Raw genomic sequence first — 25,778 nt, 5'->3', positions numbered from 1 at the left:
CGTGACCGAACATTCGCCGCTGCAATCCGAGATCAGGAAGCTGATCCAATCGTCAGGCCCGATGCCGGTCTGGCGCTACATGGAATTGTGCCTGATGCATCCCGACCACGGCTATTACGTGTCGCGCGATCCGCTCGGCCGCGAGGGCGATTTCACCACCGCGCCCGAAGTGAGCCAGATGTTCGGCGAATTGCTGGGGCTTTGGGCCGCCTCGGTCTGGAAGGCGATCGGCTCGCCGCCGACGCTGCGGCTGGTCGAACTCGGGCCCGGCCGCGGCACCATGATGGCGGACGCGCTGCGCGCGCTGCGGGTGCTGCCGCCGCTCTATCAATCGCTCAGCACCCACCTCGTCGAGATCAATCCGGTGCTGCGCGAGAAGCAGCGCGCGACGCTGTCCGGAGTGCGCAATCTCAGTTGGCACGACAGCATCGACGACGTGCCCGAGGGGCCCGCGGTGATCTTCGCCAACGAATATTTCGACGTGCTGCCGATCCACCAGGTGGTAAAGCGCGAGACCGGCTGGCACGAGCGCGTGATCAAGCTCGACGACAGCGGCAAGCTGGTATTCGCGGCCGCCGACGAGCCGACGCCGCGCTTCGAGGTGCTGCTGCCGCCGCTGGTGCGCGCCGCCCCGGTCGGCGCCGTGTTCGAATGGCGGCCCGACGCCGAGATCATGAAGATCGCGAAGCGCGTGCGCGAGCAGGACGGCGCGGCGCTGATTATCGATTACGGCCACCTGCGCAGCGACGCCGGCGATACCTTCCAGGCCATCGCCCGCCACAGCTTCACCGATCCCCTGAAGAATCCAGGCCAGGCCGACGTCACCGCCCATGTCGACTTCCAGGCGCTGGTGCGTGCCGCCGAAGACATGGGCGCGCGCGCCCACGGACCGGTGACGCAGGGCGAGTTCCTCAAGCGGCTCGGCATCGAGACCCGCGCCGTCACGCTGATGGGCAAGACCACGCCGGAAGTGTCCGCCGATATTTCCGCCGCGCTGAAGCGGCTGACCGACAGCGGCCGCGGCGGCATGGGCTCGATGTTCAAGGTGCTGGCGATCACGGAGCCGAATCTGACCTCGGTCGCGGGCCTGTCCGACGAAGCGGCGTATTCCGAAACAGAGGCTCCATGACCTACGGCTCGTCGCTTCTGTCGGCCATTCCGGGCCTGCGCCACGCCTTCTTTACCCGCGAAGGCGGCGTGTCCCGCGGAATTTACCAAGGCCTCAATGGCGGCCTCGGTTCGAGCGACGATGCCGCCCATGTCGCGGAGAATCGCCGCCGGATGGCCGATCAAATGGGCGTCGCGCCGGATCGCCTGCTCAGCCTGCACCAGATCCATTCGCCCGATGCCGTGGTGGCAACCGGTCCATGGCCCGGCGACAAGCCGCGCGCCGACGCCCTTGTCACCCGCACCGAGGGCCTTGCGATCGGCGTCACCGCGGCCGATTGCGGGCCGGTCCTGTTCGTCGATCCCACCGCCCGCGTGATCGGCGCCGCCCATGCCGGCTGGAAGGGCGCTCTGACCGGAATTATCGAATCCACGGTGGATGCAATGGAGAGGCTCGGCGCCGACCGCAGCGGCGTGGTGGCGGCGATCGGCCCTTTGATCCGCCAGCACTCCTACGAAGTCGGCGGCGAGTTTGTCGAGCGTTTTCTGGACGCCGACGCCGGCAATGCCGCGTACTTCATCCCCTCGGAGCGCGCCGGCCATTCGATGTTCGACCTCGCCGGCTACATCCGGATGCGGCTGGAAAATGCCGGCGTGCTGATGATCGACGACATCGGCGTCGACACCTATTCCGACGAGCGTTTTTACAGCTACCGCCGCTCGGTGCATCGCAAGGAGCCGGACTACGGCCGTCACGTTCACGCCATTGCGCTGGAACCCTGAATGACCCTGCGCACGACATCGGTTGACGTCGTCCTGATCCCGACCAGGGGGCCGGGCGACGTCTCGGGTTTGATTAATCTCATCGACGCGGGCGAGATCGAACCAGCGTCGATCCTGGCGATCCTTGGCAAGACCGAAGGCAATGGCGGCGTGAACGATTTTACGCGAGAGTTTGCGGTGTCCGCGCTCTGCGCCGCGCTCGCGCCTCGCCTCGGTTTGGCATCCCGCGACGTCGAACACAGAATTGCGTTCGTGATGTCGGGCGGCACCGAAGGCGTGCTCAGTCCGCATATCACGGTGTTCGCGCGCACGACGGCCGACGCCGGCGCCAGCAAGCTCATCGCGGGCAAGCGTCTGAGCATCGGCATCGCGCAGACCCGTGAATTCCTGCCGGAGGAACTTGGCCGCCGCGCCCAGATCGACGAGACCGCCAGCGCGGTCCGCAGCGCCATGGCGGATGCCGGGATCGACGATCCCGCCGACGTGCATTTCGTCCAGATCAAATGTCCGTTGCTGACGAGCGAGCGTGTCGAGGCGGCCCACGCGCGAGGGCAGACGACAGCCACGACCAGCGCGTATGGATCGATGGCCTACTCGCGTGGCGCCTCGGCGCTCGGCGTGGCCGCAGCGCTTGGCGAAATCGAAGGCAATATCGACGACGAGCGGATCCTGAAGGACTGGAGCCTGTTTTCGTCCGTGGCCTCCACCTCCGCCGGCATCGAACTGATGCACAATGTGGTGATCGTGCTCGGCAATTCGCAACTGTCGGCCAGCCCTTTCCTCATCGGGCATGGCGTGATGCGCGACGCCATCGATGCCGCTTCTGTCATCGGGGCGCTGCGGAGCGTCGGGCTCGGTTTCGGCGATACTTCCGATCGGGTCATGCGGGATCGTCTGGTCAATATTTTCGCCAAGGCGGAAGCGTCGCCGGACGGAACCGTGCGTGGATTCCGTCACATCATGCTCGAGGACACCGACATCAGCGCCACCCGGCACGCCCGCGCGGCCGTTGGCGGTCTCATCGCCGGGCTCGCCGGGACCAGCGCGGTCTATGTATCCGGCGGCGCCGAACATCAGGGACCGCCGGGCGGCGGACCCGTTGCGGTGATTGCCCGCGTATAACCGCACTGGGTATGGCACCGGCTGTGGCTTCCCTGCCCTAGACCTTAATCCATTTTAACGATATCGGGGGGCCATGAGGGACCTCATCCCAGCCTCTTGCCTGCGAGCCCCGCGCGCGATCGTCGCCGCGGCACTGTTCGTGGTCGCATGCGCGCTCGGCGGCTGCGCCGGCGGGGGTGCCGCGGGCGGATCGTACGCGATGGCCACCAGCGGCGGCGGCTCGACCGTGGCCTTCGAATCGATCGACGGCCCGCCGCCGGCCGTGTTCGACCGCATGGTCGGCGTGCTCGACAGCGAATCGAAGCTGCGGAACTTGTCGATTGTCTCGCGCGAAGGCAGCGCGTCCTACCGCGTGCGCAGCTATCTCTCGGCGCAGGTGGTGCGCGGCAAAACGGTCATTGCCTGGGTCTGGGACGTCTATGACAGCAACCAGCAGCGCGCGCTGCGGCTCTCGGGCGAGGAACCGGCCGGCAAGGCCGGCCGCGACGCCTGGGCCGCCGCTGACGATCTCGTGCTGCGCAAGATCGCGCAGGCCGGCCTTGCCGGCCTCAGCGGCATGATCAACGGCACGCCGGATGCGCCGCAGCCCGCGCCGGCCCCCTCGCCCGGCCGCCGCGGCTCCGCGGTCGCGAGCGTGGAGCAGACAGCACCCGCCGAAGGTGCAATTGGCGTGGCCGCGCTGGGCTTCAGCGGCCAGTAACGCTATCCCCGTAATGTCCCGTATGGGCCGCTTTTTGCGAGGGAAAACCGGGCCAATGGGTTGCCAGCCGCACCACCTGCCTGATATCTCCTCGCGCATCGAAACCCGCCGGGCTACAGGTATCTGAGATGCTGAATGTCGTATCCAGCAAGGCGCGGGGAGAAGCGTCGATGTCCGCCAAGAACGGCTCCATCAAGCTGGTCGCCGGCAATTCCAATCCCGCTTTGGCGAAGGCCATCGCCGAGGGGCTGGACCTGCCGCTGACCAAGGCCAGCGTCCGGCGTTTCGCTGACAACGAAATCTTCGTCGAGGTGCTCGAGAACGTGCGCGGCTCGGACGCGTTCATCATCCAGTCGACCTCGTATCCGGCCAACGACCATCTGATGGAATTGCTGATCATCACCGATGCGCTGCGCCGCTCGTCCGCGCGCCGCATCACGGCGGTGATCCCGTATTTCGGCTACGCCCGGCAGGACCGCAAGGTCGGCTCGCGCGCGCCAATTTCCGCCAAGCTGGTCGCGAACCTGATCACGCATGCCGGCATCGACCGCGTCATGACGCTCGACCTGCATGCCGGCCAGATCCAGGGCTTCTTCGACATCCCGACCGACAACCTCTACGCCTCGCCGCTGATGGTGCGCGACATCAAGGAGCGCTTCGACCTCGCCAACGTGATGGTGGTGTCGCCCGACGTCGGCGGCGTGGTGCGCGCCCGCGGCCTCTCCAAGCGGATCAACGCGCCGCTCGCCATCATCGACAAGCGCCGCGAACGCGCCGGCGAATCCGAGGTCATGAACGTGATCGGCGACTGCGCCGGCTATACCTGCATCCTGATCGACGACATCGTCGATTCCGGCGGCACGCTGGTGAACGCGGCCGACGCGCTGATCGCCAACGGCGCCAAGGAAGTCTACGCCTACATCTCCCATGGCGTGCTGTCCGGCGGCGCCGCCGCGCGGATCGCCGGCTCCCGGCTCAAGGAGCTGGTGATAACCGACTCGATCCTGCCGACCGAGGCGGTCAACAAGGCCGCCAACATCCGCACGCTCTCGATCGCCGGACTGATCGCCGAAGCCATCGGCCGCACCGCGGCGGAAGAGTCGGTTTCGAGCTTGTTTGATTGAGGCGCGCAGGACAGCCGAAGGCGCACTTGCCGCGGTCTTCCTTCCACACACAGCCGTCATCCCCCGCGCATGCGGGGGATCCAGTACGCCGTGACCTTTCGATTCAATCATCGGCACCTGGTGGCCCGCTTATCTCGATCCCGTCATCCCCGGATGAGCGCATTTGCGCTCACTCGGGAGGTGCGCGCTCTTGCGCGCCTCGAAGGACGACGGCCCGGCTGTGGCCGATTCATCCTTCGAGGCTCGCCCAGCGGTGCAGGTGCACCGCTACGCTCGCGCCTCAGGATGACGGAAGCACACCTTCGCATTCTCGCGACGCATTGCGCCCGAGTCTTGCCAGAAACTTCCCGCCCTCCAATGAGAGGGCGCAGGGAAGACCGGGTGCGCGCTGCACCCGCGGTCTCGTGTGCGGTTTGCATAGAAAAAATGCACACGAGCATACAGGTCCAGCGGTGAACACCCGGCCTTCCCTGCGCAATGGCTTTACGGCTTATAACGTGCTCTCCCCGGAGAACGGCTCTTTTGCCTCCGTTGCGCCCTGGAAGCTATTGCCTCCAGGTGCATTGACGCCAGCACCGCGACGTCGGGACCACTCGTCTTCACCGTACGCTTCGGCGCCTTTGGTCAAGGGCACCGTCACGTCCACCGCTACCCCGTCCAACGTCCGTGACCACGGCCGACGCCCTTCTGACCAGGACGGGATGGCCGAATATGTATCTCTGATTTTGATTCTGTAAAAGCGAAATATTTTTTATTCTGGGGCTTGACACGATTTCCGCAAAGCCGAAGTGATTTGCCCGTCGGGTTGTTTTGTCGCACCTACCCCATCCAGATTGCGGTTGCGCGCGGGACGACTCAGTCTCCAGATCGCAAGCAAGTCGGGGCATGCGGCACTGCGCGCCCGGCGCATCCCGCAACGACAAGCAAGTACACCGCGTTCTCGCGCCTGCGAGACGCCTGCATTCTGCTAACGCGCCCACTCTTCAGGGAACGCCTGTTTCGCTACGGCGTTCCGACTCGTGAGGAGGAACTCGTCATGAACATGAAATTGAGAGGATTGATTATCGCAGCGGCCGTGCTGCTGATGCCGACCGCCGCACTGGCGGCGCCGGGTATCGTCACCACCACGGTCAGCCTGAGGGCGGGGCCCGGTGAAGGCTTTCCAACGGTCGACCGCATTCCCGGCGGCGCCCGTGTCAACATCCATGGCTGTCTCAGAGGCATCGCCTGGTGCGATGTGAGCTGGTCGGATGACCGAGGCTGGGTATCGTCGCAATATCTCGAATATCTCTACCGCAACCGCTACGTCTATCTACCCGACTATGTCGAGAGGATCGACGTTCCCGTCGTGCCATTCGTGCTGGCCTCGTACTGGTCGAGCCACTATGCGGGACGTCCCTGGTATCAGCGCCGCGCCTACTGGAGCGATTACTGGAGATCTCATGAGCGTTTCGCGACGCGGTTGACGATCAACCCGGCGGCGGCTCGGATCGGCCGCGCGGCGGCAGCGCGCGACGCTACGCTCCCCGAGGCAAGGGCGCGTGCTGGTGTCGTGGAGAGGTCGCGTGCCCGCATCGAGGAACGGACGCGCGCCGGTGTGACGGAACGCGTGACGCGGGAGAAGGACATTGCGACGCGTACCGCACGCGAACGGCACGAACGCGCAGCGGTGCAGACCCGCATGACGCGCGACAACGCGCGGATGACGCGTGAGAACGCAAGAGCAGCCGTGCGCGAGCCGCCGACGGCCCGCGCCCGCACGCAGACGCCGCCGATCATGGCCCGCGGTCATGACCAACCGCGTGCGGCTGCGCCGCGGATCGAGCGTGCCGCGCCCCACATGGCGCAACCCAGTGCCCGCGGCGGCGGTGGCCCGCCGACGAACGCACGCGCGCAAATGCCGGCCCCAGCTGCCCCGCGCGCAGCAGCGCCCGCGGTGCCGCATGGCGGCGGCGCGCCGCACATCAACGTCGCACCACGCGGCGGCGGCGGACCGGGCGGTGGCCAAGGTCACGACAAGCGCTAATGAATGAAAAGCCCGGCCCGAGCCGGGCTTTTCTTTGCGCGACGAAGCTACTGGCGGCTTCTAATCCACCACCACGTACTCGCCCTCGGGTTCCATTCATGGTTCATTAGGTAATCTACCAATTCCGCCTACCTTTTTACCACCCGTTCAGAAAATTCCCGTAAATCTACCTAGACGAGAAGGCCCGGCCCTGAACAGGCCGATGGGTCGTCTCGCGCCGTGCATCCGAGGTCGCGAATGGCCGAGGAGCTGCCTTCCAAGCTGACGGAGATCAGCGGCCGCTCAAACTCTTCCATGCCCCTCAGCAAGGATCCCCCGTGCCTGTTCAGGATTTCCTCAGCCAGCGAGCGGTCAATGTCATCGTCGGTGGCAGCTACACACTGCCGAACTGGTATGACCCGCAAGGCAAGCTTCGCACCTTCGCCTGCCGCACCACGCGCGTGTCGCCGTTCCGGATGATCGTCGAGGTGCCCGTGGTCGGCAAGATCGGCGACCGCCTCACGTCGTATTTCCGCGACTTCGGAAAATTCGAGGGCAGCATCAGCGATACGATGGATCGCAGTTTCATGCTCGAGCTGGAGATGACCCGCGCACGGCGCGAAAAACTCTCGGACATGCTGATCTGGCTGGAGAAGAAGCAGAAGAATCCGGCGATGCTGGAGCTGCGAAAGAACGCGCGCTTCGTGCCACCCAATCCGCATTCCACGCTGACCCTGGCCGACAGCTCGGCCCATCCCTGCTTCATCATCGATTGCTCGGTCTCCGGCGTTGCGGTGTCGACCGCCGTGCAGCCGCCCGTCGGCATGCCGCTCGCGGTCGGCGCGTTGGTCGGCCGCGTGGTGCGGCTGCTGCCCAACGGCATCGCGGTCAAGTTCGTCGAGCAACAGACGGTTCGCGATCTCGAGCGGCTGGTTGCCCGAACCATTCCAGCCGCGCCGAGAACCGTTACCGCCTTGCCCGAACCGGTGGCGGCCTTCAACGCTGTGATGGTTTGAACGGCAAGATCCGTCCGCAAAAAGCGGAATACCCAGTCTCCCCACACTGATATGTAGCGTGCAGGGGGCTTGCTTCAAGACCCCGGTCATCCCGTAGAACGCCAGCCGAAGCCAACAGCTACGGGGGGACGAAATGGGTGCGGCAAGGACTGAGCATGCGGTGGTGATCGCCGGAGGCGGCCCGACAGGGCTGATGCTGGCGGGCGAGCTGGCGCTGGCTGATATCGACGTCGCCATTGTCGAACGGCGCGCCAGCCAGGAGCTTGCGGGCGCACGCGCCGGCGGTCTGCATTCCCGTAGCATCGAGATCCTCGATCAGCGCGGCATCGCCGACAGGTTCCTCTCGCAGGGACAGACCTTTCAGGCCGTGCACTTCCACCTTGCCCTTGATATCAGCGACTTTCCCACCCGGCACAATTACGGGCTCGGGCTGTGGCAGAACCATATCGAGCGCATCCTGGCCGAATGGGTCGGCGAGCTGAAGGTGCCGATCTATCGCGGAATTGAGGTGACAGGTTTCACGCAGGACGACACCGGCGTGGACGTCGCGCTGTCCGACGGTGCGTCGCTGCGCGCGGAGTATCTCGTCGGGTGCGACGGAGGCCGCAGTCTGATCCGCAAAGCCGCCCGCATCGCGTTCCCCGGATCTGATCCGACCGTGAGCAACCTGCTCGCCGAGGTCGAGGTGACCGAGCAGCCGAAATTGGGAATTCACCGCAACGAATTCGGCGTCCATTCCTTCGGCAGGTTGAATTACGAGATCCGCGACGGCGAGCTGATTTACCTGGATGGCGGGCCGCTACGGGTGATGGTGACCGAACGGCAGGTCGGGGCCGGCGGCGAACCAAACTTAGGCGATCTCAGCGCGGCGCTGATCGACATCTACGGGACCGATTACGGCATCCATAGCCCGACCTGGATCACCCGATTCACCGACATGACCCGGCAGGCGGCTTCCTACCGAGACAGACGGGTGCTGCTGGCCGGCGACGCCGCACACGTGCATTACCCGGCGGGCGGACAGGGCCTCAACCTCGGTGTGCAGGATGCGGTGAATCTGGGATGGAAGCTGGCACAAGTCGTCAAGCAGACGTCGCCGGAAAGCCTGCTCGATACCTACCATACCGAGCGGCACCCGGTCGCCGCCATCGCGCTACGCAACACGATGGCCAAAGTAGCCCTGCTCCGCACCGACGACCGCACCAACGCCTTGCGCGAGGCGATGTCCGAGCTGATGTGCATGGACGAGCCGCGCAAGCGGTTCGCCGCTGACATGTCCGGCCTGGGCATTCATTACGATCTCGGCGCAGGACATCCCCTGCTCGGGCGCCGCATGCCGGATATCGACCTGATCACCGAAGGCGGCCCGCTGCGCCTGTTCACCCTGCTGCACGGTGCCCGGCCGGTGCTGCTCAATCTCGCCGAGCCCGGCGGTTTCGACATCACACCGTGGGCGGATCGGGTTCAGTTGATCGATGCCAGGTATGATGACGCGTGGGAACTTCCTGCACTTGGCGCGGTCAATGCTCCCGATGCCGTGTTAATTCGGCCCGACGGATATGTGGCCTGGGTGGGCGATGCAACCGAGATGGGACTTGCTGAGGCGCTGACCATCTGGTTCGGACCTCCCGCCGCCACTTCCGGCCCAACCCATAAGCAGACATAATCGAGGACCGCGGCATGCCTCAAACGTGCCAACCCCGGACGTGCGAACTGTCCAACGATCGCCATGAACGCCGGCGAGTTTGGGCGGACAAACCAATCGGACCACCATGTCCCCTAGCTCCAGCCCCGGTATCGCCAGGAAAGCTCGCACGAAAGCCGAGGCGGATTTTGCCACTTGGCTCATGATGGCCAAGCTCGGTGGTTTCGACGACCTTCCCGCAAACGCACAGAGCTTTCTGACCAGCTACAGAAGCCGGCTCGAGACGATGAGCGAGGCCGAGTCCACGGCCCTGGCGGTTCGCGAGGTCTATAGCGCTTATTACAGCGAGATGGGAGGCGTGGGCGCGGCCCCGGAACCAAAGGCTCACACGCCTACGTCAGAGGGCAAAGCCGCGCGGCCCCAGAGACGGCCTCAACCTCAGCCCGGCCTGTCGGCTGCGCGCGATTCGACGAGACCATTGATCAGAATATCCCTTCCGGCACTGCTGATTTTCGCGAGCATGGTGGCTGCGATTGTCGCATTTGGATTTCTCGCGCTGTGACACAGCCCGCGAATTGTGTGCGGGGACGTAGTGCTGCTCACAGCAACCGCAGGTGCGCGATTTTTTTTGATCCTCTCCTCTCGGCCCGCCCTCGCCAAATGGCCCAACAGGAAATTCGGGCCCCGGGGCTATTGGGCTTTTGGCACCGCCTCGATCAACAGCGCCAGCGCCCTGCTGAAGCCTGAAGGGGCGTACAATTCGCCCAGAGAGTGCCCGAGACGCACGACGACGAGATCGTGCGAGGGAATGATCAGCGTGGTCTGCCCGCCAGCGCCCGCCATGTAATAGGCATCGCGCGGGACTGGATATTGTCCGTCGCCGTTGAGCCAGAAAAACGCTCCATAGATCGGCCGATTGTCCGCGGCCCAGGCGGGCGCAAGCGTGCTGACGAATGTGGTGTAGCCCTCCGGGAGAATGCGCTCACCGTTCCAAACGCCCCCCTGAAGATAGAGGTTGCCAAGCCTCGCCCAATCGCGCGCGGAGCCCACCTCATAACCTTGCCCCAGAAAATTTCCGAACGGATCAGTTTCGATCACCATGGTACGGATGCCGAGCTTGTCGAACAGCACCCGCTGAGGAAATGAGAGATATTCGCCGCCGCTTTTTTCGACACCGAGCCGGATCAGATAGTTGATCAGAACCGGATCGGTATTGCGATAGCGTCCGACCGTATTGGGAGGCCATTGCAATGGCCGTGTTGCCGCGTAGTGAAAGGAATCGATACCGCCGGTATAAAGATAGACGTGATCCGGGTAAGGCCCCGTTGGATCATAATCCGGGTCCTGGGGCGCCCTGATCCGGAGCCCGCTCGACATGTGAAGGAGATCTGCAATGCGTATTTTGGCGCGCGGGTCGCCGGGCGTTTGCCATTCAGGGACCGGTGCCGGCTGGTCCAATTCATAGACGCCGTCCTTGACCAGAATGCCAAAGAGCGTTGCCGTAACACTCTTGCCCATGGACCAGCCTTCGAGCGCCGTCTGCGCCGTGACGGCTTCCGCGTAGCGCTCGGCAATGAGGCGGCCTTTCCACGTCACAACGAACGCCGCGGTCAATGCTTCGGCCGGCTGAAACGCGGCATTCACGGCAGCTTTGAGTTTCTCGGCGTCGATTTCTGCCGGCAAGGGATCCTGCGGCAGCAGGTCGCCCATGGGCCACAATCGGGTTGCGGGATCGGGTAATCGGCTCGTGACGGCGACCGGCTTGAAATTCATGGCGCTCTCGCCGGCGGGGAACGCGACGCAACCCTGGCTCCCGAGATATTTGGCCGTCCGGGTCACGCCGTTGGGGAGCGTGACGTGGACCGCCTTGTTGACGTGATCGATGACTGGCTTGCCGAGCTTCGCGCGCTGTCGGTAGGGCGCCGTGAAAAACCCAACATTTGCGGCCGCGAAATCGGGCGCAAGGCCGCTCAAGAATACAGCTGAGCACATGACCTTCGCATATCCGGCGGCATGATGCATCAAGGGATCGCCTGGCGGCGGCACATAGGGCGTATCGAGTTCGAATGATTTCGCACGGGCGATGAGCGCGTCTTTGGTGGCCTGCGCCCCCGCGGCCGTACCGGTGAGAGCCACCAGAATCGTCACCAGAAGACACTTCTTCATGATCGCTCCCGCGAAAACGAACAAAAATCGTTTGGTTCAATTGCTGGGCATGCAACACATCAACATACCCAACGCGCATCTGCGTGAGAGGCTGAACCAGCCCTCGCGGCGCAGGATATCAGATCGGTGGCACAACCGCTCGGCCGCTGGCGACGGCCCGCGGCTTGCTTCGGGTTCATTCGCGGACATATCCGTTCAACCATCTGATGTCGGTGCTTCCCTCGTCAGCGGACATTCCCCAGAGCGACGGTTATGCCGGTCGCGTGCAGGACCTACCGGACGGCTGCATTGATCGGGACGGCGGCCGTGCGTAAAGTTACAGCAACGCGCGTGCCCGGCCGCGCTGCCGTGTTGGCCATGCCGGGCGCTTGAACAATAAGAACCTTCGGGGAGAAATCCGTTGCGTCCAAATCCATTGAAGCCCCGGCTCGCGGCCGGTGGCTGTGCGTTCGGCACGATGACATTCGAATTCTTCACGCCCGGCTACCCGGCGATCTGCCGCGAGGCGGGCGCGGAATTCATCCTCTATGACATGGAGCATTCGGGCGTCGGCTTCGAGACGATCAAGGCGCAGTTCGCATTCTGCCGCGGGCTCGATCTGGTGCCGCTCGTGCGCGTTCCCTCCGGCGACTATCATCACATCGCACGCGCGCTCGATATCGGTGCGATGGGCATCATGGTGCCGATGGTCGAAACCCCGGAGCAGGCCAGGGCGATCGTCGACTGCACGAAATATCCCCCGGTTGGGCGTCGGGGCGCCGCGTTCAATGTCGCGGCGCACGATGACTATGCCGATGGCGCCGAGACCGACAAGATCGCGCAGGCCAACACGCGGACGATGGTGATTGCGCTGGTCGAAACCGCCGATGGCATCGCGAACGTCGACGCGATCGCCGCCATCGATGGCGTCGACGTGGTCTGGCTCGGCCACTACGATTTGACGAACTTTCTGGGCATCCCGGGGCAGTTCGACAATCCGATGGTCCACGACGCCGTCGATAAATTGGTCGAGGCCTGCCGGAAACACGGCAAGACGCCAGGCTTTCTCGCCGGCGATGAGAAGTCGGCGCGCGATTTCCGCGCCAAGGGCTTTCGCATGATCGCCTACGGCGTCGACGCGCTGCTGATGCAGCGCGCGCTCGCCGACGGCATCAAGCTGCTGCAAGGAACGTTGCAGACATAGCGGCGAAGGCGACGCCACGCGCGAGATTCCCGAAAAACATCAGCGGACGTCCTGTCGGCCGATCTGAGCGCTTCGATGTGAACTGGTTCACGTTAACATAGCAACCATAATGCTATGCTCGGAACGCGGGAAATTCAAAAAGCCCGTTGCAACACGGAGAGGTGACATGCAACGCAGCACAGTAGCCAAGGGATCGGCCGTTCTCCTGGTTCTCACACTCGTCTCATGGAAGGCCGAGGCGGCAGATCGTTTCGCAATGACCTGCCTGGAAAACAAGACCAGTATCACGTTGAGATACAAGACCAGGTGGGGCGCCAACGACCAGTGGGAGTCGAGTTCAATCAGCCCCGGCAGCCGCACATCACATACCTGGGAGTACGGGCAAGGCAAAGTCGGCCAGTCGCCGACGCTCTATCTCAAATTCGACGACGATCTTTCCGGCAAGGCGAAATGGCGGGACAAAGCCCTGGAAAGCTATCGCTCGCCGCAAAAGACCGACTGCCACCGCTACGGCAAGGAGTATCATTTCCACTATGACGGCAGTGCCAGAAAGTACATCGATCTCGTCAGTGTGAGGTAGCATCCTCACCGGGCGCGAGGCGCAGTAACGGCCCATCATAGGGCTGCGGGTAGTCCCGGCTGCGTCTCGTGCAAGCTCAAAGTACATCCACATAACCCGGCTCAGATGCTATCTTGCGCGTCTCGGCGATGTCGCCAATTTCGGTAAGCAACGGGATAAAGCAGATCAAGCAATGGGTGTGTTTACCGAGGAAGTGAATACGATCTTCGAGGGACATCAGATCGCATGCAGCGCGGTCCCGGATATGGAGAAACCGGGATTGATGATTTTGAAGCTGTACATCGATGGGCAGCTGGCCGATTCATCTTCCGGCGTGTCTCTTTACAACCGCACGGCCCTGCTGCGTGGTGCGCTGAAAACCGGAGAAGCCAACCGCGTTGTGGAGATTTTTGCGTCCGGATTTTTCAACAAGCGATTGAATATTCATGTCGATGGCAAGCACATAGCTCGAAGCTAGGGCCAGACCACGGTCTGCATCTCCATTGCGGCTGCAAGGTTTTGTTGTGTCATTGCAAGATGATCGGGGCAGAATCAGCGCGCGGCCTCGCAGGGCGCCGGCGCCCCAACTGTACGAGCCTCCTGCAGGTGCCGATTAATTCGGAAGCGGTTCCCCACATGCCGATCTGCTGCTTGCGTTTTGGCCCTCGATAGGTTTTAAGCCCGGTAGCTTCATGACCGCAGCCATGAACGGGAAGCGATTTGCGTGGCCGTGCCGCGCTCCAGACCGAGTTATGCAGCCAGCGTAGCGCGTGCGCTTCAATCCGTCCTCCCCCACACAGAAAGGTATTTTCGATGGCCAAGATGACCAAGAATCAGTTGATCGATGCAATCGCAGAGGGAACGCAGATTTCCAAGAATGACGTCAAGGCCGTCATCGAGCATATGGCCACCGTCGGCTACAAAGAGCTGAATGAATCCGGTGAGTTCGTCATTCCCGGCTTCGTCAAGATGTCGGTCGTGAACAAGCCGGCGACTGAAGCTCGCAGCGGCATCAATCCATTCACGAAAGAGCCGATGGAATTCGCGGCCAAGCCGGCCAGCAAGTCGGTGAAGGCGTCGCCGCTCAAGGTTGCCAAAGACGCGGTTTGATAGCGAAGCGGCCGGCGTTCGCGGGAATGACGGCCGCTACAGATCCACCACCACATAATCGCTCTCGACCGACACGGCGATGGTCTCCGCCACATATGGCCCCTTCACCAGATTGGTGCCGGGCTCGACATTGACGGGATAGGCGCGGGCGCGGAAGCGTTTGGGGTCGCAGTAGGATTGCCCGGTGCGGATATCGAATTCCCAGCCGTGCCAGGGGCAGCGAATGATCTCGCCGAGTTTTGTATACTCGATCTCGCCGGGATCGGACGAGGTCGCGAGCCCGATCAGCGGTCCCTCGCACAAGGCCGCGCCCTGATGCGGGCAGCGGTTCAGCAGGCCGAAGAACTCGCCCTTGACGTTAAAGATCGCGATCGGCCGCTCGTCGATGGTGAGGAATTTTCGCGTCCCCGGCGGCAATTCATCCACCGGGGCAATCACATGCCGCGCCATCAAATGATCCCGTACAGCTTCTTCGCATTGTCGAGATAGAACGCCTGCTTGTTGGCGTCGCTGACGCCGGGGGGCAGCACGCGCGAGGGCTCGTCGAAATCCCAGTGCGGATAGTCGGTCGCGAACAGCAGCTTGTCCCAGCCGATCCACTGGATGACCTCGAACAGATGCTCGCGGCGTTCCGGGTCTTCCATCGGCTGCGTGGTCCACCAGATGTGGTCGCGGATATATTCCGACGGACGGCGCTTGAGATGCGGCACCTCGCTGCGCAGCCGCTCGAAGTTCTTGTCGAGCCGCCATGAAAGTGACGGCGCCCAGCCGAAGCCGGCCTCAATCATCACCATCTTCAGTTTGGGATAGCGCTCGAACACGCCTTCGAGCACCAGGCTGGCGAGCGCCGTCTGCTGGCACTGCGAGTGGCCGACCATCTCCTCGATGTAAAAACTCGGCCAGCCCGACGCCGTGATCGGATTGCCGCCGAAGCCGAAGGCGTGCACGCCGACGGGCAGGCCGATCTCCTGCGCCGCCTCATAGATCGGCCAGTAGCGGCGCTGCCCGAGCGGCTCGACATTGCGGCTGAGCAGCAGCACCTGAACGAAATTCGGATCGCCGGCGCGCTTGCGGATTTCGGCGGCGGCGGTGGGGCCATCCTCGTTGCCGACGACGATCGAACCCTTGAGGCGGGAATCTTTGCTGGTCCATTTCTCGATCTGCCAGTCGTTGATCGCGGTCGCCAGCGCGGCGCTGAGATCGTGGTTGCGCAGCCCCTGCCCGGTGTCGAGCGGATTGAGCACGCCGAGCGCGACATTGTAGGGGTCGAGCAGCTGCTGCTGCATGAAGGAGAGCGAGGAGCCTTGCTTGCCGCCTTCCGGCGGATACGCGTCGCGGCGCGAGGCGTTGGGCTGCGCCTTCGGATAGGGCGGGCCTTCCATCATGCCCTGATAGGCCTGCTTGCCGTAGGTCTCGAGATGCGCGTGCCAGCGTTTGGCGAGGAACGGATAAAGCTCGGTTGCAGTGGCGCGCGCCGGGTGGATGTCGCAATCGGCGATCGCGGTTTTGACGCTGGTGGAAGCGGCGGGCTCCGGACGGAACTGCACATTCATGGCGTTGCCTCCTTGAGTGCGGGCTGCTTCAGCCGAGGGTACGTCGCGAGCGGATTATCGATCATGATCTTGCGCACAAGGTCTGGCGAAATCCCCTCCGGCAGCACCTCGTCGCCGTCGAATTGCCAGTGCGGATAGTCGGTCGAGAATAGGAGCAATTCGTCGGACTGCATATGGTCGAACAGGCGATTTAACGTGGCGGGATCGGGCGGCGCGTCGACCGGCTGCAGCGAAAAGCGGATATTGCTGCGCACAATTTCCAGCGGCGCGCGGTCGACCCAGGGCGTTTCCATCCGCACCCCGCGCCAGAACTTGTGCAGCCGCCACAGATAGGACGGCAGCCAGGTGAAGCCACTTTCCAGCATCACCATTTTGAGATTCGGATGCCGGGCGAACACGCCCTCGACGATCAGGCTGGTCAGCTGGGTCTGGAACGCCTGCGCCTGGGCGACGTAATCCTCGATGTGATAGGAACCCCAGCCGACCGAGGTCGGCGGGTTGAGATAGGCGCTGCCGGCATGGACGCCGACGGCGAGCCCCAGTCGCTCGGCGGCGGCATAGATCGGCCAGTAGGCGCGCTTGCCGAGCGGCATGTCGCCCATGACAAGCATCAACACCTGAACGAATCGCGGGTCCTTCGCGCAGCGCTCGATCTCGGCGACGGATTTTTCCACGCTCTGGGTCGGGATCACGATCGAGCCGCGCAGCCGGGGATCCTTGTCGAGCCATTCCTTGACCAGCCAGTCGTTCAGCGCGCGGCAGAAGGCGTCCTGCATGTCCTCGGAGAACACCATCTGCACGCCATAGAGCGGATTGCAGATGCCGTAGCTGACCTGAAACCGGTCGAGCGCCTGCTTCTGCATGTCGGCCAGGCTGGAGCCCGGCTTGCCCTGCGCCGGACGCCAGTCCGGGCGCGCGCTGATGGGCGAATTGGCCGGATAGGATTGCGACACCAGGTCGGTCATGCCGCGCGTCGTCACCTGGTCGCGCCAGTAATCGTTCATGTACGGCAGCAGGGTGGTCAGATGAGGCACCGCGGGATGCAGGTCGCAATCCACGCCGCCAGCGATCGGTGACGTCATGATGTTTCCTCTCACGGCATCTTGTAGGCCACGCCGCTTGGTTCTTGGGCCCCATTCAAGCAGGCTGATCGGCGAGCCGCAACTCGGCAAACGCCAGCCCCCTGTGCTAGGAAAACATGGGTCGGCCCTTAGGAGATTTTGATGATTCGGACTGGAAGCACGGCGTTTGCCATCACCCTTTTGCTGGCGGGCGCAGCAGCCGCGCAGCAGGCGCCCCCTGCCCCGTCAGCAGCACCGCCGCCGGTCGATTTCTCCAAGGTCGAGATCAAGACCACGGATCTCGGCGACAACGTCTACATGCTCGAAGGTCAGGGCGGGAACATCACGGTGGCGGTGGGCAAAACCGGCATCATCATGGTCGACGGCCAGTTCGCGCCGCTGCACGACAAGATCAAGGCCGCGATTTCAACCATTTCCAATTTGCCGATCAAATATCTCGTCAACACCCATTATCACGGCGATCACACCGGCGGGAATGAAGCCTTTGCCAGGGACGGCGCCACCATCGTTGCCGACGTCAACGTCAAGATTCGCCTGGCGGAGGGCACCACCAACGGCCTGACTGGCGTCAAGACGCCGCCGGCCGCTCCAGCCGCGCTGCCGAAGAAGACCTATGCCGGCGGGACGCTCAAGCTCCGGCTGCCCGGCCGCGTCGCCGATCTCCGGCACGTCGCCCACGCCCATACCGACGGCGACACCTATGTGTGGTTCAAGACCGCCAACGTGCTGTCGACCGGCGACACTTTTACCAACGGCCGCTATCCCAACATCGATTTCGCCAATGGCGGCAACATCAGGGGCATGATCGCAGCGACCAACGCCTATCTCAAAATGACCAACGCCAGGACCCGCATCGTGCCGGGCCACGGCCCGGTCGCCGACAAGGCCGCGCTGACCGAATACCGCGCCATGCTGGTAACCGCGCGCGACCGCATGGCCAAGCTGGTGAAGGAAGGCAAGAGCGAGGACGATGTGGTGGCGGCAAAACCGTTTGCCGACCTCGACAAGAAATGGGCGCCGACCGAGCTCGCCTCCAAGAATTTCATTCGCGTCGTCTATCATTCGCTGGCAGACAAGCCTGACAAGAAGTCGCTGCTGAAACGCATGCTGCGCCGGAGTTGAGGGAACATGAAAGAACTGGTTGGTATCGCCGAGAAAATCGCCATCAAGCTGATCGAGCGGAAACAAACCATAGCAATCGCGGAGTCCTCGACCGGCGGCCTGATCTCGGCAGCGCTGCTCTCGGTGCCCGGCGCGTCGGCCTATTTCCTCGGCGGCGGCGTGGTCTACACCCGCGACGCGCGGCGCATCCTGATGGATATTTCCGATGAGGCGATGAAGGGCCTCCGCTCGGCGTCGGAGCCTTACGCCAAACTGCTGGCCAATCAGGTGCGCCAGCGTTTTTCCACCGACTGGGGCCTGTCCGAGACCGGCGCCACGGGACCGACCGGCAACCGTTACGGCGACGCCGCCGGCCACAGCTGCATGGCGGTCGCGGGTCCACAGCAGCAGGTGATCACGCTGGAGACCGGCAGCGCGGACCGCCAGGCGAATATGCAGAAGTTCGCGAGCACGGCGCTGAACCTGTTGCTGGAGAACTTGTCGAAGTGAGGCGATGCGGCGCGCCAAATGTGAACTGCTTCACACGCGGCTGGTCCAATTGATCAACATCAAGACCATCTCAAGCTAATCAGAAGAACAAATCGCGCTACTCTGAAAGTCATGGGAGCCCGCATCGGGCATGTTGCACTCACGAAAGGGGGTGTCACCGTTTCAAAGGAGAAACAACATGTCGATGCTAAACAATACGTCCAGCACTTTTATCACGACCGGCTCGATCCGGAGCACTTTCAGATCATGGCAGGTTTGGCTTGGCCGCAGGATCAATAATTACATCGCAAAGCTGATTGCCCAGCGTGAGCAGCAGGCCAATCTCGTCATCCTGCGCAGTCTCAGCGACAGGGAGCTGATGGATATGGGCATCAATCGCAATCAAATCGGCGGCGGATTGGCGGAAGCCGCCAAGGAGCGCTCGGCGTTGCAGGAATTTCGCCAGCGCCAGTCGATGATGTCGTAATGACGTTCGGACCGCAACGCAGCTAGCGCTGCGGTCCCGACAGATTCACCTCCCGCTCCGCGCGGAAGACGTTGCTGTGCAGGTTGGCGATCCATTGCCGGCCGCTGGAGGTGACATTGAGATAGCGGATCGCAAGCTGAATCTGCGGCGCGACATTGGTCCAGTAGAACTGCGGAAACCGATAAACGATGTCGGCGGGCGTCGCGTAGCCCAGCGTCTTGTTCAACCCGATCTCCTCGAATTCGTAAAACAGCGCATTCGACTTGCGCATGTAATTGGGATCGCCGAGCTGGCCGATCAGGTCGGCGGCGCGGAGCAGCAATCCCTCCTCCTCGTTGAGGTCGTCACCGTCGTTCGGCACCGTCGCGTAGGGAAAGCGAGTATACTCGATCGCCCGGGCAATCCGGGCCGCGTCGACTTCCTCCACGGCATCCAGCCGCTCGATCACGAACAGCTTTGAGCGGTCAACATGGTAAGGCGCGAGCGCGGCGTCGGACGATCCAACCGGCAAATGGACCTTGCGGCCACTGAGGTCCGCAACAAAGGCGTCATCCTCGTCGCCCTGGACGACGCCGCGCACATATCCGATATCATGGGCTAGGCAGGCCATGATGAAGTTCGCGTAGTCGTCGGCGGTGGTGGCGCGCGCCAGCGCGCGGCCGACCAGGATGTCGTGGCCCACCAGCGTCACCAGCATGGTGTGCTCGATGTTGTGGTACAGCGCATCGCTGTTGCCGATGCACTCCAGGGTCAGCCTCGCGGCAAAAGGCAGTAGTTTCGTCAAATCGGAATGCGAGGCGCCGAACCGTCCCTCGGTTTCCCGTGACAGGAACGAACCCAGGGCTTGCGCAGTCAATTGGGGGATTGTGATCATCTCGGCACCCGCTCCCGTCTGACTGTGGTTCACGCCGTGACGACGGCCTGTGCCGCGGATCCCGGCTTTCCGATCGCTTGCCTATCGAAGCTATCCTATCACCAATCCCAGCACGATCGGCTGGGTATATCCGTCGCACCCTTTTCAAATGTCCGATCGGCGATGCGCTTGGTGCGCTCGGGGAAGATACCTGCTCTGCCGTCGCGGCGACGGCTGGATCAGGGTCCCGCGCATGACTATAATCGGGCAAAAGCGCTTCAAGGATCGTATCCATGCAACAGCCGTTCAACCGCGCCGCAGAGGATCTCGGCAACTCGATCCACTTCGAACATGTCAACGTGACGGTGCCCGATCAACGGCTGGCGACGCTGTTCTATGTCGCCGGCCTCGGGCTGACCCGCGATCCCTATTTGATGGTGTCCGACAGCAACATGTGGGTCAATGTCGGCAAGAGCCAGTTTCATTTGCCTGACGGCGCGCCGCAGGTGGTTCGCGGCCATACCGGCATCGTGATGTCAGGCCGCGCGGCGCTGCTCGAACGGCTGGCGTCGGTCGCCGGGAAACTCGAAGGCACCAGGTTCGGGTTCAGCGAACGCAATGACCACGTCGAGGCGATCTGCCCGTGGGGCAATCGGGTGCGCTGCTATGAGCCGGACGCCGCGCGCTTCGGGCGCATCACGCTCGGCATTCCCTATGTCGAGTTCGACGTGCCGGTCGGCACCACGAAAGCCATCTGCGCCTTCTATCCCGAGATCATGGGAATGCCGGCCGAACTCAAAAACGGCGACGGCGCCATGGCGCGCATCAAGGTCGGCAAGGACCAGTATCTGCAGTTCCGCGAGACCGACCGGCCGCAGCCGGAATTCGACGGCCACCACGTGCAGATCTACATCACCAATTTCTCGGGCCCCTACCGCAAGCTGCTGGAGCGCGATCTGGTCTCGCAGGAGGACAACGCCTACCAGTACCGCTTCAAGGACATCGTCGACCTCGACACCGGCAGGCACCTGTTCACCGTCGAACACGAGGTGCGCAGCGCCACGCACCCGATGTTCATGCGGCCGCTGATCAACCGCAATCCGGCAGAGACCAACCGCACCTATGCGCCCGGGCACGAACAATGGGCCTGGGCGATGGGACCGAACGAGTATGACAGGCGATAGCCTGGCTCGTCTTCGACGCGCGATGGGCCTGCATCAAAGGGAGCCCCGGCGCAAAATCGCGAAAACAACCCCATGCAAAGAAAGCAACCCCATGAAATGTGGAGCACTTTCGGCCGAGATCCTTCGATAGCAGGCTGCCTGTTAACATTACATCTTAACCAATAATTAAGGATGGGTTTGCGGCCACCGGGGGCCCGACCTAGCGTGCGTTGGGGAGCCACAGAAACCAACGATCGGTATGTGCCATGGCGTACAGAATGCATTGGGCGCTTGTCGCCTCCGTCAGCGCAGCCGCGCTCTTGCTTGCCGCGAACGAGACATTCGCAAGATCGGGCGCCGCGCCCGGTGGCGTGCGTGCGGGGCCGCATTCACCGGCCGTCCACGGTTTCGGACATCACCGCCGGCACCATGTCGGGACCTACTGGCCGGGTGCAGGCGGCTATTACTATTCGCCCAGCAATGGGAATGGCGCGCCGCTGGCCGAGTTTGCGCAACCGGCATCCCGCGATATCCGTTACACCTATACGTATGATGTGCCCTGGGACTGGGCGCATCGGTATCCGCCGAATGTCATCCCGTCCGACCGGCCCTATGTGTCGAGTTGTTCCTCGGAGCCCGTCACCGTTCCCGGACGCAACGGGCAGAAGACCATCAACATCACGCGGTGCTATTGATTGGCCGTCAGTGTCGTCCCTGCGAACGCAGGGACCCATAACCACAGGCTTTCGTGATTAGGTACAGTCGTCGAACACCCGTCTCTCGCAACTACCGACACGGCGTATGGGTCCCTGCGTTCGCAGGGACGGCAGCAACTTACTTCTCCCTGAACGAGCGCATCAGCTGATCGCTCAACGGCTTCATCAGATACGAGAACATGGTGCGGTCGCCGGTTTGCACGAAGGCTTCCACCGGCATGCCCGGGATCAGCTTGTTGGCGCCGAGGCGGGCGACTTCTTCCGGCGGCATCGAGACGCGGATGGTGTAATAGCTTTGCCCGGTGCGCTGCTCGGTGGTGACGTCGGCCGAAACCCTTGTGACCTTGCCGTTCAGTTCCGGCGTGGTGTGCTGGTTGAAGGCCGATAGCCGCAGCAAGGTCTTCTGGCCGATCTGCAGCTTGTCGATGTCCTGCGGATTGACCTTGGCCTCGACCGAGAGATCCTCGGCCTGCGGCACGATCATCATGATGGCGTCGCCGGCGGTGATCACGCCGCCGACGGTATGAACCGTCGACTGCAGCACCATGCCGGCCTGCGGCGCCCGGATGTCGATGCGGCGCAGCTGATCTTCCGCGGTGACCTTGCGCTCGACGAATTCGCCGATCTTGTCGTTGGTCTCGCGCAAATCCTTGGAGACCTCGCTGACCAGTTCCTTGTCGATCTGGATGATCTGCAGCTCGGTTTCGGTGATCTTGCCCTTGGCCTGCGCGCGCGAGGCGATGTATTGCGCGCGTTCGCCCGACAGCCGGGCGGAATCGCGCTCCAGCGTGGTCAGGCGTGAGATCTGGATCAGCCGCTGATCGTAGAGCTGGCGGACGCCGACCAGTTCCTTTTCGACCAAGGCGATTTCCTTGTCCTTGGCCTTTTCCTGCGCCGAAAGGCCCTCGATCTCCTCTTTCAGCTGCATCACGCGCTCGCGCAATTGGGCCTTTTGCCCAGCCCGGCCGTTGACGCGAACCTCGAACAATTTGGTTTCGCTGGCCATGACGTCCCTGACATCGGGATCCTCGGCGCGATCGGTCAGCAACGCGGGAAACTTGATCGTGTCGAGACCGCGCTGTTCGGCCTCCAGCCGTGCCGCGCGCGCCAACAGCCCATTGAGGGTTTTGACGACGATCGAAAGGCTCGCCTTGACCACGGTCTCGTCGAGACGGACCACGATGTCGCCGGCCTTGACGGTGTCGCCGTCACGCACCCGCACTTCGCCGACGACGCCGCCGGTCGGATGCTGCACCTTCTTGACGTTGGAATCGACCACCACCGAGCCGGGCGCGATCAGCGCGCCCGAGATCGGCACCGTCGAGGCCCAGCCGCCGAATCCGCCGACCAGCACCAGCATCAGCGCCAGGCCAACGACCAGATGCGACCGTATCGAACGGCGGGCGCCTTGCAACTCCTCGCTCATGACTTGGCTCCGGGGGCAACGATCTTGATCGGCGCCGGTGGCGCGACGCGCTGCAGCACCTGGCCGAGCACGGTTTCCTTCGGCCCGAACGCCTGCATGCGGCCGTCCTTCAGCACCAGCAACTGGTCGACCGCCTCGATGCCGATCGGCCGGTGCGCCACCACGATCACGACGGCGCCGCGCGCGCGCGCGCCGCGAACCGCGCGGGTCAGCGCCTCGTCGCCCTCGGTGTCCAAGTTGGAATTCGGCTCGTCGAGCACGATCAGGAACGGATGGCCATACAGCGCCCGCGCCAGCCCGACGCGCTGCGCCTGCCCTGCCGACAACGCGGCCCCCTGCTCGCCGATCTGGGTGTCATAGCCCTCGCGCATCTTGATGATCATGTCGTGCACGCCGGCCTCCTTGGCCGCGGCGATGATCGCATCCGATTTGGCGTCGGGATCGAAACGGGAAATATTATGGGCGATCGAGCCGGCGAACAATTCGACGTCCTGCGGCAGATAGCCGATGTGACAGCCGATCACATCTGACGACCATTGGTCGAGCGCCGCACCGTCAAGCCGGACCTTGCCGCGGACCGGCGTCCAGACACCCACCAACGCACGGATCAGCGACGACTTGCCCGATCCACTGGGTCCGATCACGCCGACGCCGGTGCCGGCCTCGACCGTGAAAGTGATGTCCTGGACGATGACCCGCTGATCGCCGGGCGCCACGATGGTGACGCCCTCGACCGACAGCCGCTTCGACGGGCTCTGCAGCAAGGTCTGCGTGTTCTGCGCCGGCATCTGTTCAAGCAGCTTGTTGAGGCGATGCCAGCTCTGGCGCGCCGCGACAAAACCCTTCCAGTGCGCGATCGCCAAATCGACCGGCGCCAGCGCCCGCGCGCTCAGGATCGAGCCCGCAATGATGATGCCGCCGGACGCCTCCTGATGGATCACCAGATAGGCGCCGACCGCCAGCACCGCCGATTGCAGCATCATGCGCAGCACCTTGGCGATTGCGCCAAGGCCGCCCGCGACGTCGCTGGCGCGCTGGTTGCCGGCCAGATAGCTCTCGTTGGCCTCGGTCCAGCGCTTGGTCAGCCTTCCGGCCATGCCCATCGCGACCAGCACTTCGGCGTTGCGGCGGCTGGTCGCCGCCAGATCGTTGCGCCGCGCCGCCAGCGTCATGGCGTCTTTGGCCGGCTGGCGCGACATCAGTTCGGTGATCACGGTGAGAATCACCAGGATGATGGCGCCGACCAGCGCGGTCAGGCCCAGCAGCCAGTGGAATGCAAAGCAAATGGCGAGGTAGAACGGCAGCCAAGGCAGATCGAAGAACGCGCCCGGCCCCTGGCTGCCGAGGAAGGAGCGCACGTTATCGAGGTCGCGCAGCGGCTGCAGGCCTTCGTTGCGGGCGCCCACCATCAGCGGCAGGCGCACGACGGTGTCGAACACGCGGGCATTGATGGCTTCGTCGAGTGCGGTTCCGATGCGGCCGAGAATGCGGCCCCGGATCAGGTCGAGACCGCCCTGGGCGACGTATAGTCCGCCGGCGAGCACGACGAGGCCGATCAGGGTCGGTACGCTCCGGCTCGGGATCACGCGGTCATAGACCTCCAGCATGAAGATCGAGCCGGTCAGGTACAGCAGATTGATCGCGCAACTCATGATGCCGACGCCGATGAACGCGTTGCGGCAGGCGCGCAGCGCTACACCGAGTTCGGACCGCCGGACGCCGGGAGCAGCTGCCATTAATTCGTGTCTCTTCAAAAGGGATTAGGTAACGGGCTGGTTCTACCGATGTTTGTGGCCAGCGTCTATTTAAGTCACGTTAACCTGAATACGGTTCAGCCGCAGGCGGCAGGACGCCTGGCCGAAAAAGCCGGGAACCGAGCCGACGGAACGGGTTTCGCGGAGTTCGGCGCGGGATTTGCCGGGGTTTGGGCTTTGCAATACTCCCGATCCTGACGCGGACTGGCAGCCGCCAGCGGGTGGGTCGCGGCTGATTTTTTCCGGCTACCTGCGGCCACGAACCAGCCGAACCACCAGCAGCAGGATGACGGCGCCGATCGTGGCATTGATGATCTCGCGGACCACGCCGGTGCCGATGAGTATGCCGAGCTTGGGCAACAGAAGATTTGCAACCAGCGCGCCGCCGATGCCGACGAGGATGTCGCCGATTAGGCCAAAGCCGGTGCCGCGCACGATCTTGCCGGCCAGCCAGCCGGCGACGAGCCCGATCAACAGGATGACCAAAATGCCCTGGTTGGATACGTGCACCTGAAAATCTCCCGGCTCGCGCGCGCCATCTGACGCTGCGGTTTAGCCTACCGTTGATTCTCCGGTGTGACGACCCGAAACCGGTGCCGCCGTCCGGCCTCCGCGGCGAAACTTTCCGCCACCA

Annotated in this window: 27 protein-coding genes; 19 read left to right on the top strand and 8 right to left on the bottom strand. The window is 63.4% G+C overall.

Translation table 11 applies throughout. The features are described from left to right. Position 1: 1 nt before the first annotated feature. The 9 genes from ACSQ84_RS14375 (at position 2) to ACSQ84_RS14335 (ending at position 10,064) form a co-directional block, all read left to right on the top strand. Entirely contained in the window at positions 2 to 1,129 is a 1,128-nt protein-coding gene (locus ACSQ84_RS14375; protein ID WP_436212345.1) for a class I SAM-dependent methyltransferase, read from the top strand. Then, the gene (pgeF, locus tag ACSQ84_RS14370; protein WP_436212344.1) at positions 1,126 to 1,890 is read left to right on the top strand and encodes a peptidoglycan editing factor PgeF; all 765 of its coding nucleotides are present in this window, start codon (positions 1,126 to 1,128) and stop codon (positions 1,888 to 1,890) included. The genes ACSQ84_RS14375 and pgeF overlap by 4 nt, the downstream gene beginning before the upstream one ends. A gap of 6 nt (positions 1,891 to 1,896) precedes the next feature. Next, positions 1,897 to 3,012, top strand: coding sequence for a ring-opening amidohydrolase (locus ACSQ84_RS14365; RefSeq protein WP_436213075.1), 1,116 nt, complete (start codon positions 1,897 to 1,899; stop codon positions 3,010 to 3,012). Positions 3,013 to 3,085: 73 nt separating this feature from the next. Next, positions 3,086 to 3,712 (top strand): hypothetical protein, encoded by a 627-nt coding sequence (locus ACSQ84_RS14360; RefSeq protein WP_436212343.1) that lies wholly within the window; start codon positions 3,086 to 3,088, stop codon positions 3,710 to 3,712. Positions 3,713 to 3,882: 170 nt separating this feature from the next. Beyond that, positions 3,883 to 4,836 carry a ribose-phosphate pyrophosphokinase gene (locus ACSQ84_RS14355; protein ID WP_436212342.1) on the top strand — a complete coding sequence of 318 codons (954 nt, stop codon included), beginning with the start codon at positions 3,883 to 3,885 and terminating at the stop codon, positions 4,834 to 4,836. A 1,042-nt stretch (positions 4,837 to 5,878) separates the two neighbouring features. Then, complete coding sequence (locus ACSQ84_RS14350) at positions 5,879 to 6,862, top strand: SH3 domain-containing protein (RefSeq protein WP_436213074.1); 984 nt, start codon at positions 5,879 to 5,881, stop codon at positions 6,860 to 6,862. Between the two features lie 317 nt (positions 6,863 to 7,179). Beyond that, entirely contained in the window at positions 7,180 to 7,857 is a 678-nt protein-coding gene (locus tag ACSQ84_RS14345; protein WP_436212341.1) for a PilZ domain-containing protein, read from the top strand. Between the two features lie 133 nt (positions 7,858 to 7,990). After that, the gene (locus ACSQ84_RS14340) at positions 7,991 to 9,523 is read left to right on the top strand and encodes an FAD-dependent monooxygenase (RefSeq protein ID WP_436212340.1); all 1,533 of its coding nucleotides are present in this window, start codon (positions 7,991 to 7,993) and stop codon (positions 9,521 to 9,523) included. A gap of 106 nt (positions 9,524 to 9,629) precedes the next feature. Beyond that, complete coding sequence (locus ACSQ84_RS14335; protein ID WP_436212339.1) at positions 9,630 to 10,064, top strand: hypothetical protein; 435 nt, start codon at positions 9,630 to 9,632, stop codon at positions 10,062 to 10,064. A 128-nt stretch (positions 10,065 to 10,192) separates the two neighbouring features. Here ACSQ84_RS14335 and ACSQ84_RS14330 read toward each other — a convergent pair whose 3' ends face one another. Continuing rightward, on the bottom strand, positions 10,193 to 11,275 hold the full coding sequence (locus ACSQ84_RS14330; RefSeq protein WP_436212338.1) for a serine hydrolase domain-containing protein: 1,083 nt from the start codon (positions 11,273 to 11,275) through the stop codon (positions 10,193 to 10,195). Between the two features lie 84 nt (positions 11,276 to 11,359). Here ACSQ84_RS14330 and ACSQ84_RS14325 point away from each other — a divergent pair, with 84 nt between their 5' ends. The 5 genes from ACSQ84_RS14325 to ACSQ84_RS14305 all read left to right on the top strand — a co-directional run bounded on the left by ACSQ84_RS14325 (position 11,360) and on the right by ACSQ84_RS14305 (position 14,520). After that, positions 11,360 to 11,488: a hypothetical protein gene (locus ACSQ84_RS14325; protein ID WP_436212337.1), complete on the top strand. Its 129-nt coding sequence runs from the start codon at positions 11,360 to 11,362 to the stop codon at positions 11,486 to 11,488. A gap of 580 nt (positions 11,489 to 12,068) precedes the next feature. After that, entirely contained in the window at positions 12,069 to 12,851 is a 783-nt protein-coding gene (locus ACSQ84_RS14320) for an HpcH/HpaI aldolase family protein (protein ID WP_436212336.1), read from the top strand. Between the two features lie 166 nt (positions 12,852 to 13,017). Further along, positions 13,018 to 13,431 (top strand): hypothetical protein, encoded by a 414-nt coding sequence (locus tag ACSQ84_RS14315; RefSeq protein ID WP_436212335.1) that lies wholly within the window; start codon positions 13,018 to 13,020, stop codon positions 13,429 to 13,431. Positions 13,432 to 13,603: 172 nt separating this feature from the next. Beyond that, positions 13,604 to 13,888, top strand: a complete 285-nt coding sequence (locus ACSQ84_RS14310) for a hypothetical protein (protein ID WP_436212334.1) — start codon at positions 13,604 to 13,606, stop codon at positions 13,886 to 13,888. A 335-nt stretch (positions 13,889 to 14,223) separates the two neighbouring features. Continuing rightward, a complete protein-coding gene (locus ACSQ84_RS14305) occupies positions 14,224 to 14,520 on the top strand; it encodes an HU family DNA-binding protein (protein WP_436212333.1) in 297 nt (98 codons plus the stop codon). A gap of 36 nt (positions 14,521 to 14,556) precedes the next feature. On the opposite strand, the gene ACSQ84_RS14300 is transcribed toward ACSQ84_RS14305, so the two are convergent. From ACSQ84_RS14300 to ACSQ84_RS14290, 3 genes are read right to left on the bottom strand one after another with little or no spacing between them, the layout of a single operon-like run. After that, on the bottom strand, positions 14,557 to 14,970 hold the full coding sequence (locus ACSQ84_RS14300) for a Rieske (2Fe-2S) protein (RefSeq protein WP_212442333.1): 414 nt from the start codon (positions 14,968 to 14,970) through the stop codon (positions 14,557 to 14,559). Next, positions 14,970 to 16,073: an amidohydrolase family protein gene (locus ACSQ84_RS14295; RefSeq protein ID WP_436212332.1), complete on the bottom strand. Its 1,104-nt coding sequence runs from the start codon at positions 16,071 to 16,073 to the stop codon at positions 14,970 to 14,972. Before ACSQ84_RS14295 ends, ACSQ84_RS14300 begins: the two co-directional genes overlap by 1 nt. Continuing rightward, positions 16,070 to 17,155: an amidohydrolase family protein gene (locus ACSQ84_RS14290; protein ID WP_436212331.1), complete on the bottom strand. Its 1,086-nt coding sequence runs from the start codon at positions 17,153 to 17,155 to the stop codon at positions 16,070 to 16,072. Before ACSQ84_RS14290 ends, ACSQ84_RS14295 begins: the two co-directional genes overlap by 4 nt. Before the next feature lie 141 nt (positions 17,156 to 17,296). Here ACSQ84_RS14290 and ACSQ84_RS14285 point away from each other — a divergent pair, with 141 nt between their 5' ends. The 3 genes from ACSQ84_RS14285 (at position 17,297) to ACSQ84_RS14275 (ending at position 19,232) form a co-directional block, all read left to right on the top strand. Beyond that, a complete protein-coding gene (locus ACSQ84_RS14285; RefSeq protein WP_436212330.1) occupies positions 17,297 to 18,277 on the top strand; it encodes an MBL fold metallo-hydrolase in 981 nt (326 codons plus the stop codon). Positions 18,278 to 18,283: 6 nt separating this feature from the next. After that, positions 18,284 to 18,766 carry a CinA family protein gene (locus ACSQ84_RS14280; protein WP_436212329.1) on the top strand — a complete coding sequence of 161 codons (483 nt, stop codon included), beginning with the start codon at positions 18,284 to 18,286 and terminating at the stop codon, positions 18,764 to 18,766. A gap of 178 nt (positions 18,767 to 18,944) precedes the next feature. Continuing rightward, positions 18,945 to 19,232 (top strand): hypothetical protein, encoded by a 288-nt coding sequence (locus tag ACSQ84_RS14275; protein WP_436212328.1) that lies wholly within the window; start codon positions 18,945 to 18,947, stop codon positions 19,230 to 19,232. A gap of 22 nt (positions 19,233 to 19,254) precedes the next feature. Here the strand turns inward: ACSQ84_RS14275 and ACSQ84_RS14270 are convergent, their stop codons facing one another. Next, the gene (locus ACSQ84_RS14270; RefSeq protein ID WP_436212327.1) at positions 19,255 to 20,106 is read right to left on the bottom strand and encodes a metal-dependent phosphohydrolase; all 852 of its coding nucleotides are present in this window, start codon (positions 20,104 to 20,106) and stop codon (positions 19,255 to 19,257) included. Positions 20,107 to 20,378: 272 nt separating this feature from the next. Between ACSQ84_RS14270 and ACSQ84_RS14265 the strand changes: the two genes are divergently transcribed. Continuing rightward, positions 20,379 to 21,269 carry a hypothetical protein gene (locus ACSQ84_RS14265; protein ID WP_436212326.1) on the top strand — a complete coding sequence of 297 codons (891 nt, stop codon included), beginning with the start codon at positions 20,379 to 20,381 and terminating at the stop codon, positions 21,267 to 21,269. A gap of 245 nt (positions 21,270 to 21,514) precedes the next feature. After that, positions 21,515 to 21,943, top strand: coding sequence for a hypothetical protein (locus ACSQ84_RS14260; RefSeq protein WP_436212325.1), 429 nt, complete (start codon positions 21,515 to 21,517; stop codon positions 21,941 to 21,943). Positions 21,944 to 22,082: 139 nt separating this feature from the next. Here ACSQ84_RS14260 and ACSQ84_RS14255 read toward each other — a convergent pair whose 3' ends face one another. The 3 genes from ACSQ84_RS14255 to ACSQ84_RS14245 all read right to left on the bottom strand — a co-directional run bounded on the left by ACSQ84_RS14255 (position 22,083) and on the right by ACSQ84_RS14245 (position 25,654). Next, the gene (locus ACSQ84_RS14255; RefSeq protein WP_436212324.1) at positions 22,083 to 23,390 is read right to left on the bottom strand and encodes an HlyD family type I secretion periplasmic adaptor subunit; all 1,308 of its coding nucleotides are present in this window, start codon (positions 23,388 to 23,390) and stop codon (positions 22,083 to 22,085) included. After that, positions 23,387 to 25,126, bottom strand: a complete 1,740-nt coding sequence (locus tag ACSQ84_RS14250) for a type I secretion system permease/ATPase (RefSeq protein ID WP_436212323.1) — start codon at positions 25,124 to 25,126, stop codon at positions 23,387 to 23,389. Before ACSQ84_RS14250 ends, ACSQ84_RS14255 begins: the two co-directional genes overlap by 4 nt. Positions 25,127 to 25,390: 264 nt before the next feature. After that, positions 25,391 to 25,654: a GlsB/YeaQ/YmgE family stress response membrane protein gene (locus ACSQ84_RS14245; RefSeq protein ID WP_436212322.1), complete on the bottom strand. Its 264-nt coding sequence runs from the start codon at positions 25,652 to 25,654 to the stop codon at positions 25,391 to 25,393. Positions 25,655 to 25,778 lie beyond the last annotated feature (124 nt).

The organism is Bradyrhizobium sp. LjRoot220 (genome assembly GCF_964252915.1).
GTDB lineage: Bacteria > Pseudomonadota > Alphaproteobacteria > Rhizobiales > Xanthobacteraceae > Bradyrhizobium.
The sequence above is the reverse complement of the archived record's forward strand: the minus strand, read 5'-3'. Positions and strand labels throughout refer to the sequence as shown.

Excerpts from the sequence above, each read along its gene's own strand:
- ACSQ84_RS14335 (WP_436212339.1), top strand. The coding sequence starts at position 9,630 with ATGTCCCCTAGCTCCAGCCCCGGTATCGCCAGGAAAGCTCGCACGAAA.
- ACSQ84_RS14330 (WP_436212338.1), bottom strand. The coding sequence starts at position 11,275 with ATGAATTTCAAGCCGGTCGCCGTCACGAGCCGATTACCCGATCCCGCA.
- ACSQ84_RS14305 (WP_436212333.1), top strand. The coding sequence starts at position 14,224 with ATGGCCAAGATGACCAAGAATCAGTTGATCGATGCAATCGCAGAGGGA.
- pgeF (WP_436212344.1), top strand. The coding sequence starts at position 1,126 with ATGACCTACGGCTCGTCGCTTCTGTCGGCCATTCCGGGCCTGCGCCAC.
- ACSQ84_RS14255 (WP_436212324.1), bottom strand. The coding sequence starts at position 23,390 with ATGAGCGAGGAGTTGCAAGGCGCCCGCCGTTCGATACGGTCGCATCTG.
- ACSQ84_RS14265 (WP_436212326.1), top strand. The coding sequence starts at position 20,379 with ATGCAACAGCCGTTCAACCGCGCCGCAGAGGATCTCGGCAACTCGATC.
- ACSQ84_RS14280 (WP_436212329.1), top strand. The coding sequence starts at position 18,284 with ATGAAAGAACTGGTTGGTATCGCCGAGAAAATCGCCATCAAGCTGATC.
- ACSQ84_RS14315 (WP_436212335.1), top strand. The coding sequence starts at position 13,018 with ATGCAACGCAGCACAGTAGCCAAGGGATCGGCCGTTCTCCTGGTTCTC.
- ACSQ84_RS14340 (WP_436212340.1), top strand. The coding sequence starts at position 7,991 with ATGGGTGCGGCAAGGACTGAGCATGCGGTGGTGATCGCCGGAGGCGGC.
- ACSQ84_RS14250 (WP_436212323.1), bottom strand. The coding sequence starts at position 25,126 with ATGGCAGCTGCTCCCGGCGTCCGGCGGTCCGAACTCGGTGTAGCGCTG.
- ACSQ84_RS14270 (WP_436212327.1), bottom strand. The coding sequence starts at position 20,106 with ATGATCACAATCCCCCAATTGACTGCGCAAGCCCTGGGTTCGTTCCTG.
- ACSQ84_RS14275 (WP_436212328.1), top strand. The coding sequence starts at position 18,945 with ATGTCGATGCTAAACAATACGTCCAGCACTTTTATCACGACCGGCTCG.
- ACSQ84_RS14355 (WP_436212342.1), top strand. The coding sequence starts at position 3,883 with ATGTCCGCCAAGAACGGCTCCATCAAGCTGGTCGCCGGCAATTCCAAT.
- ACSQ84_RS14350 (WP_436213074.1), top strand. The coding sequence starts at position 5,879 with ATGAAATTGAGAGGATTGATTATCGCAGCGGCCGTGCTGCTGATGCCG.
- ACSQ84_RS14260 (WP_436212325.1), top strand. The coding sequence starts at position 21,515 with ATGGCGTACAGAATGCATTGGGCGCTTGTCGCCTCCGTCAGCGCAGCC.
- ACSQ84_RS14290 (WP_436212331.1), bottom strand. The coding sequence starts at position 17,155 with ATGACGTCACCGATCGCTGGCGGCGTGGATTGCGACCTGCATCCCGCG.
- ACSQ84_RS14310 (WP_436212334.1), top strand. The coding sequence starts at position 13,604 with ATGGGTGTGTTTACCGAGGAAGTGAATACGATCTTCGAGGGACATCAG.
- ACSQ84_RS14295 (WP_436212332.1), bottom strand. The coding sequence starts at position 16,073 with ATGAATGTGCAGTTCCGTCCGGAGCCCGCCGCTTCCACCAGCGTCAAA.
- ACSQ84_RS14285 (WP_436212330.1), top strand. The coding sequence starts at position 17,297 with ATGATTCGGACTGGAAGCACGGCGTTTGCCATCACCCTTTTGCTGGCG.
- ACSQ84_RS14360 (WP_436212343.1), top strand. The coding sequence starts at position 3,086 with ATGAGGGACCTCATCCCAGCCTCTTGCCTGCGAGCCCCGCGCGCGATC.
- ACSQ84_RS14300 (WP_212442333.1), bottom strand. The coding sequence starts at position 14,970 with ATGGCGCGGCATGTGATTGCCCCGGTGGATGAATTGCCGCCGGGGACG.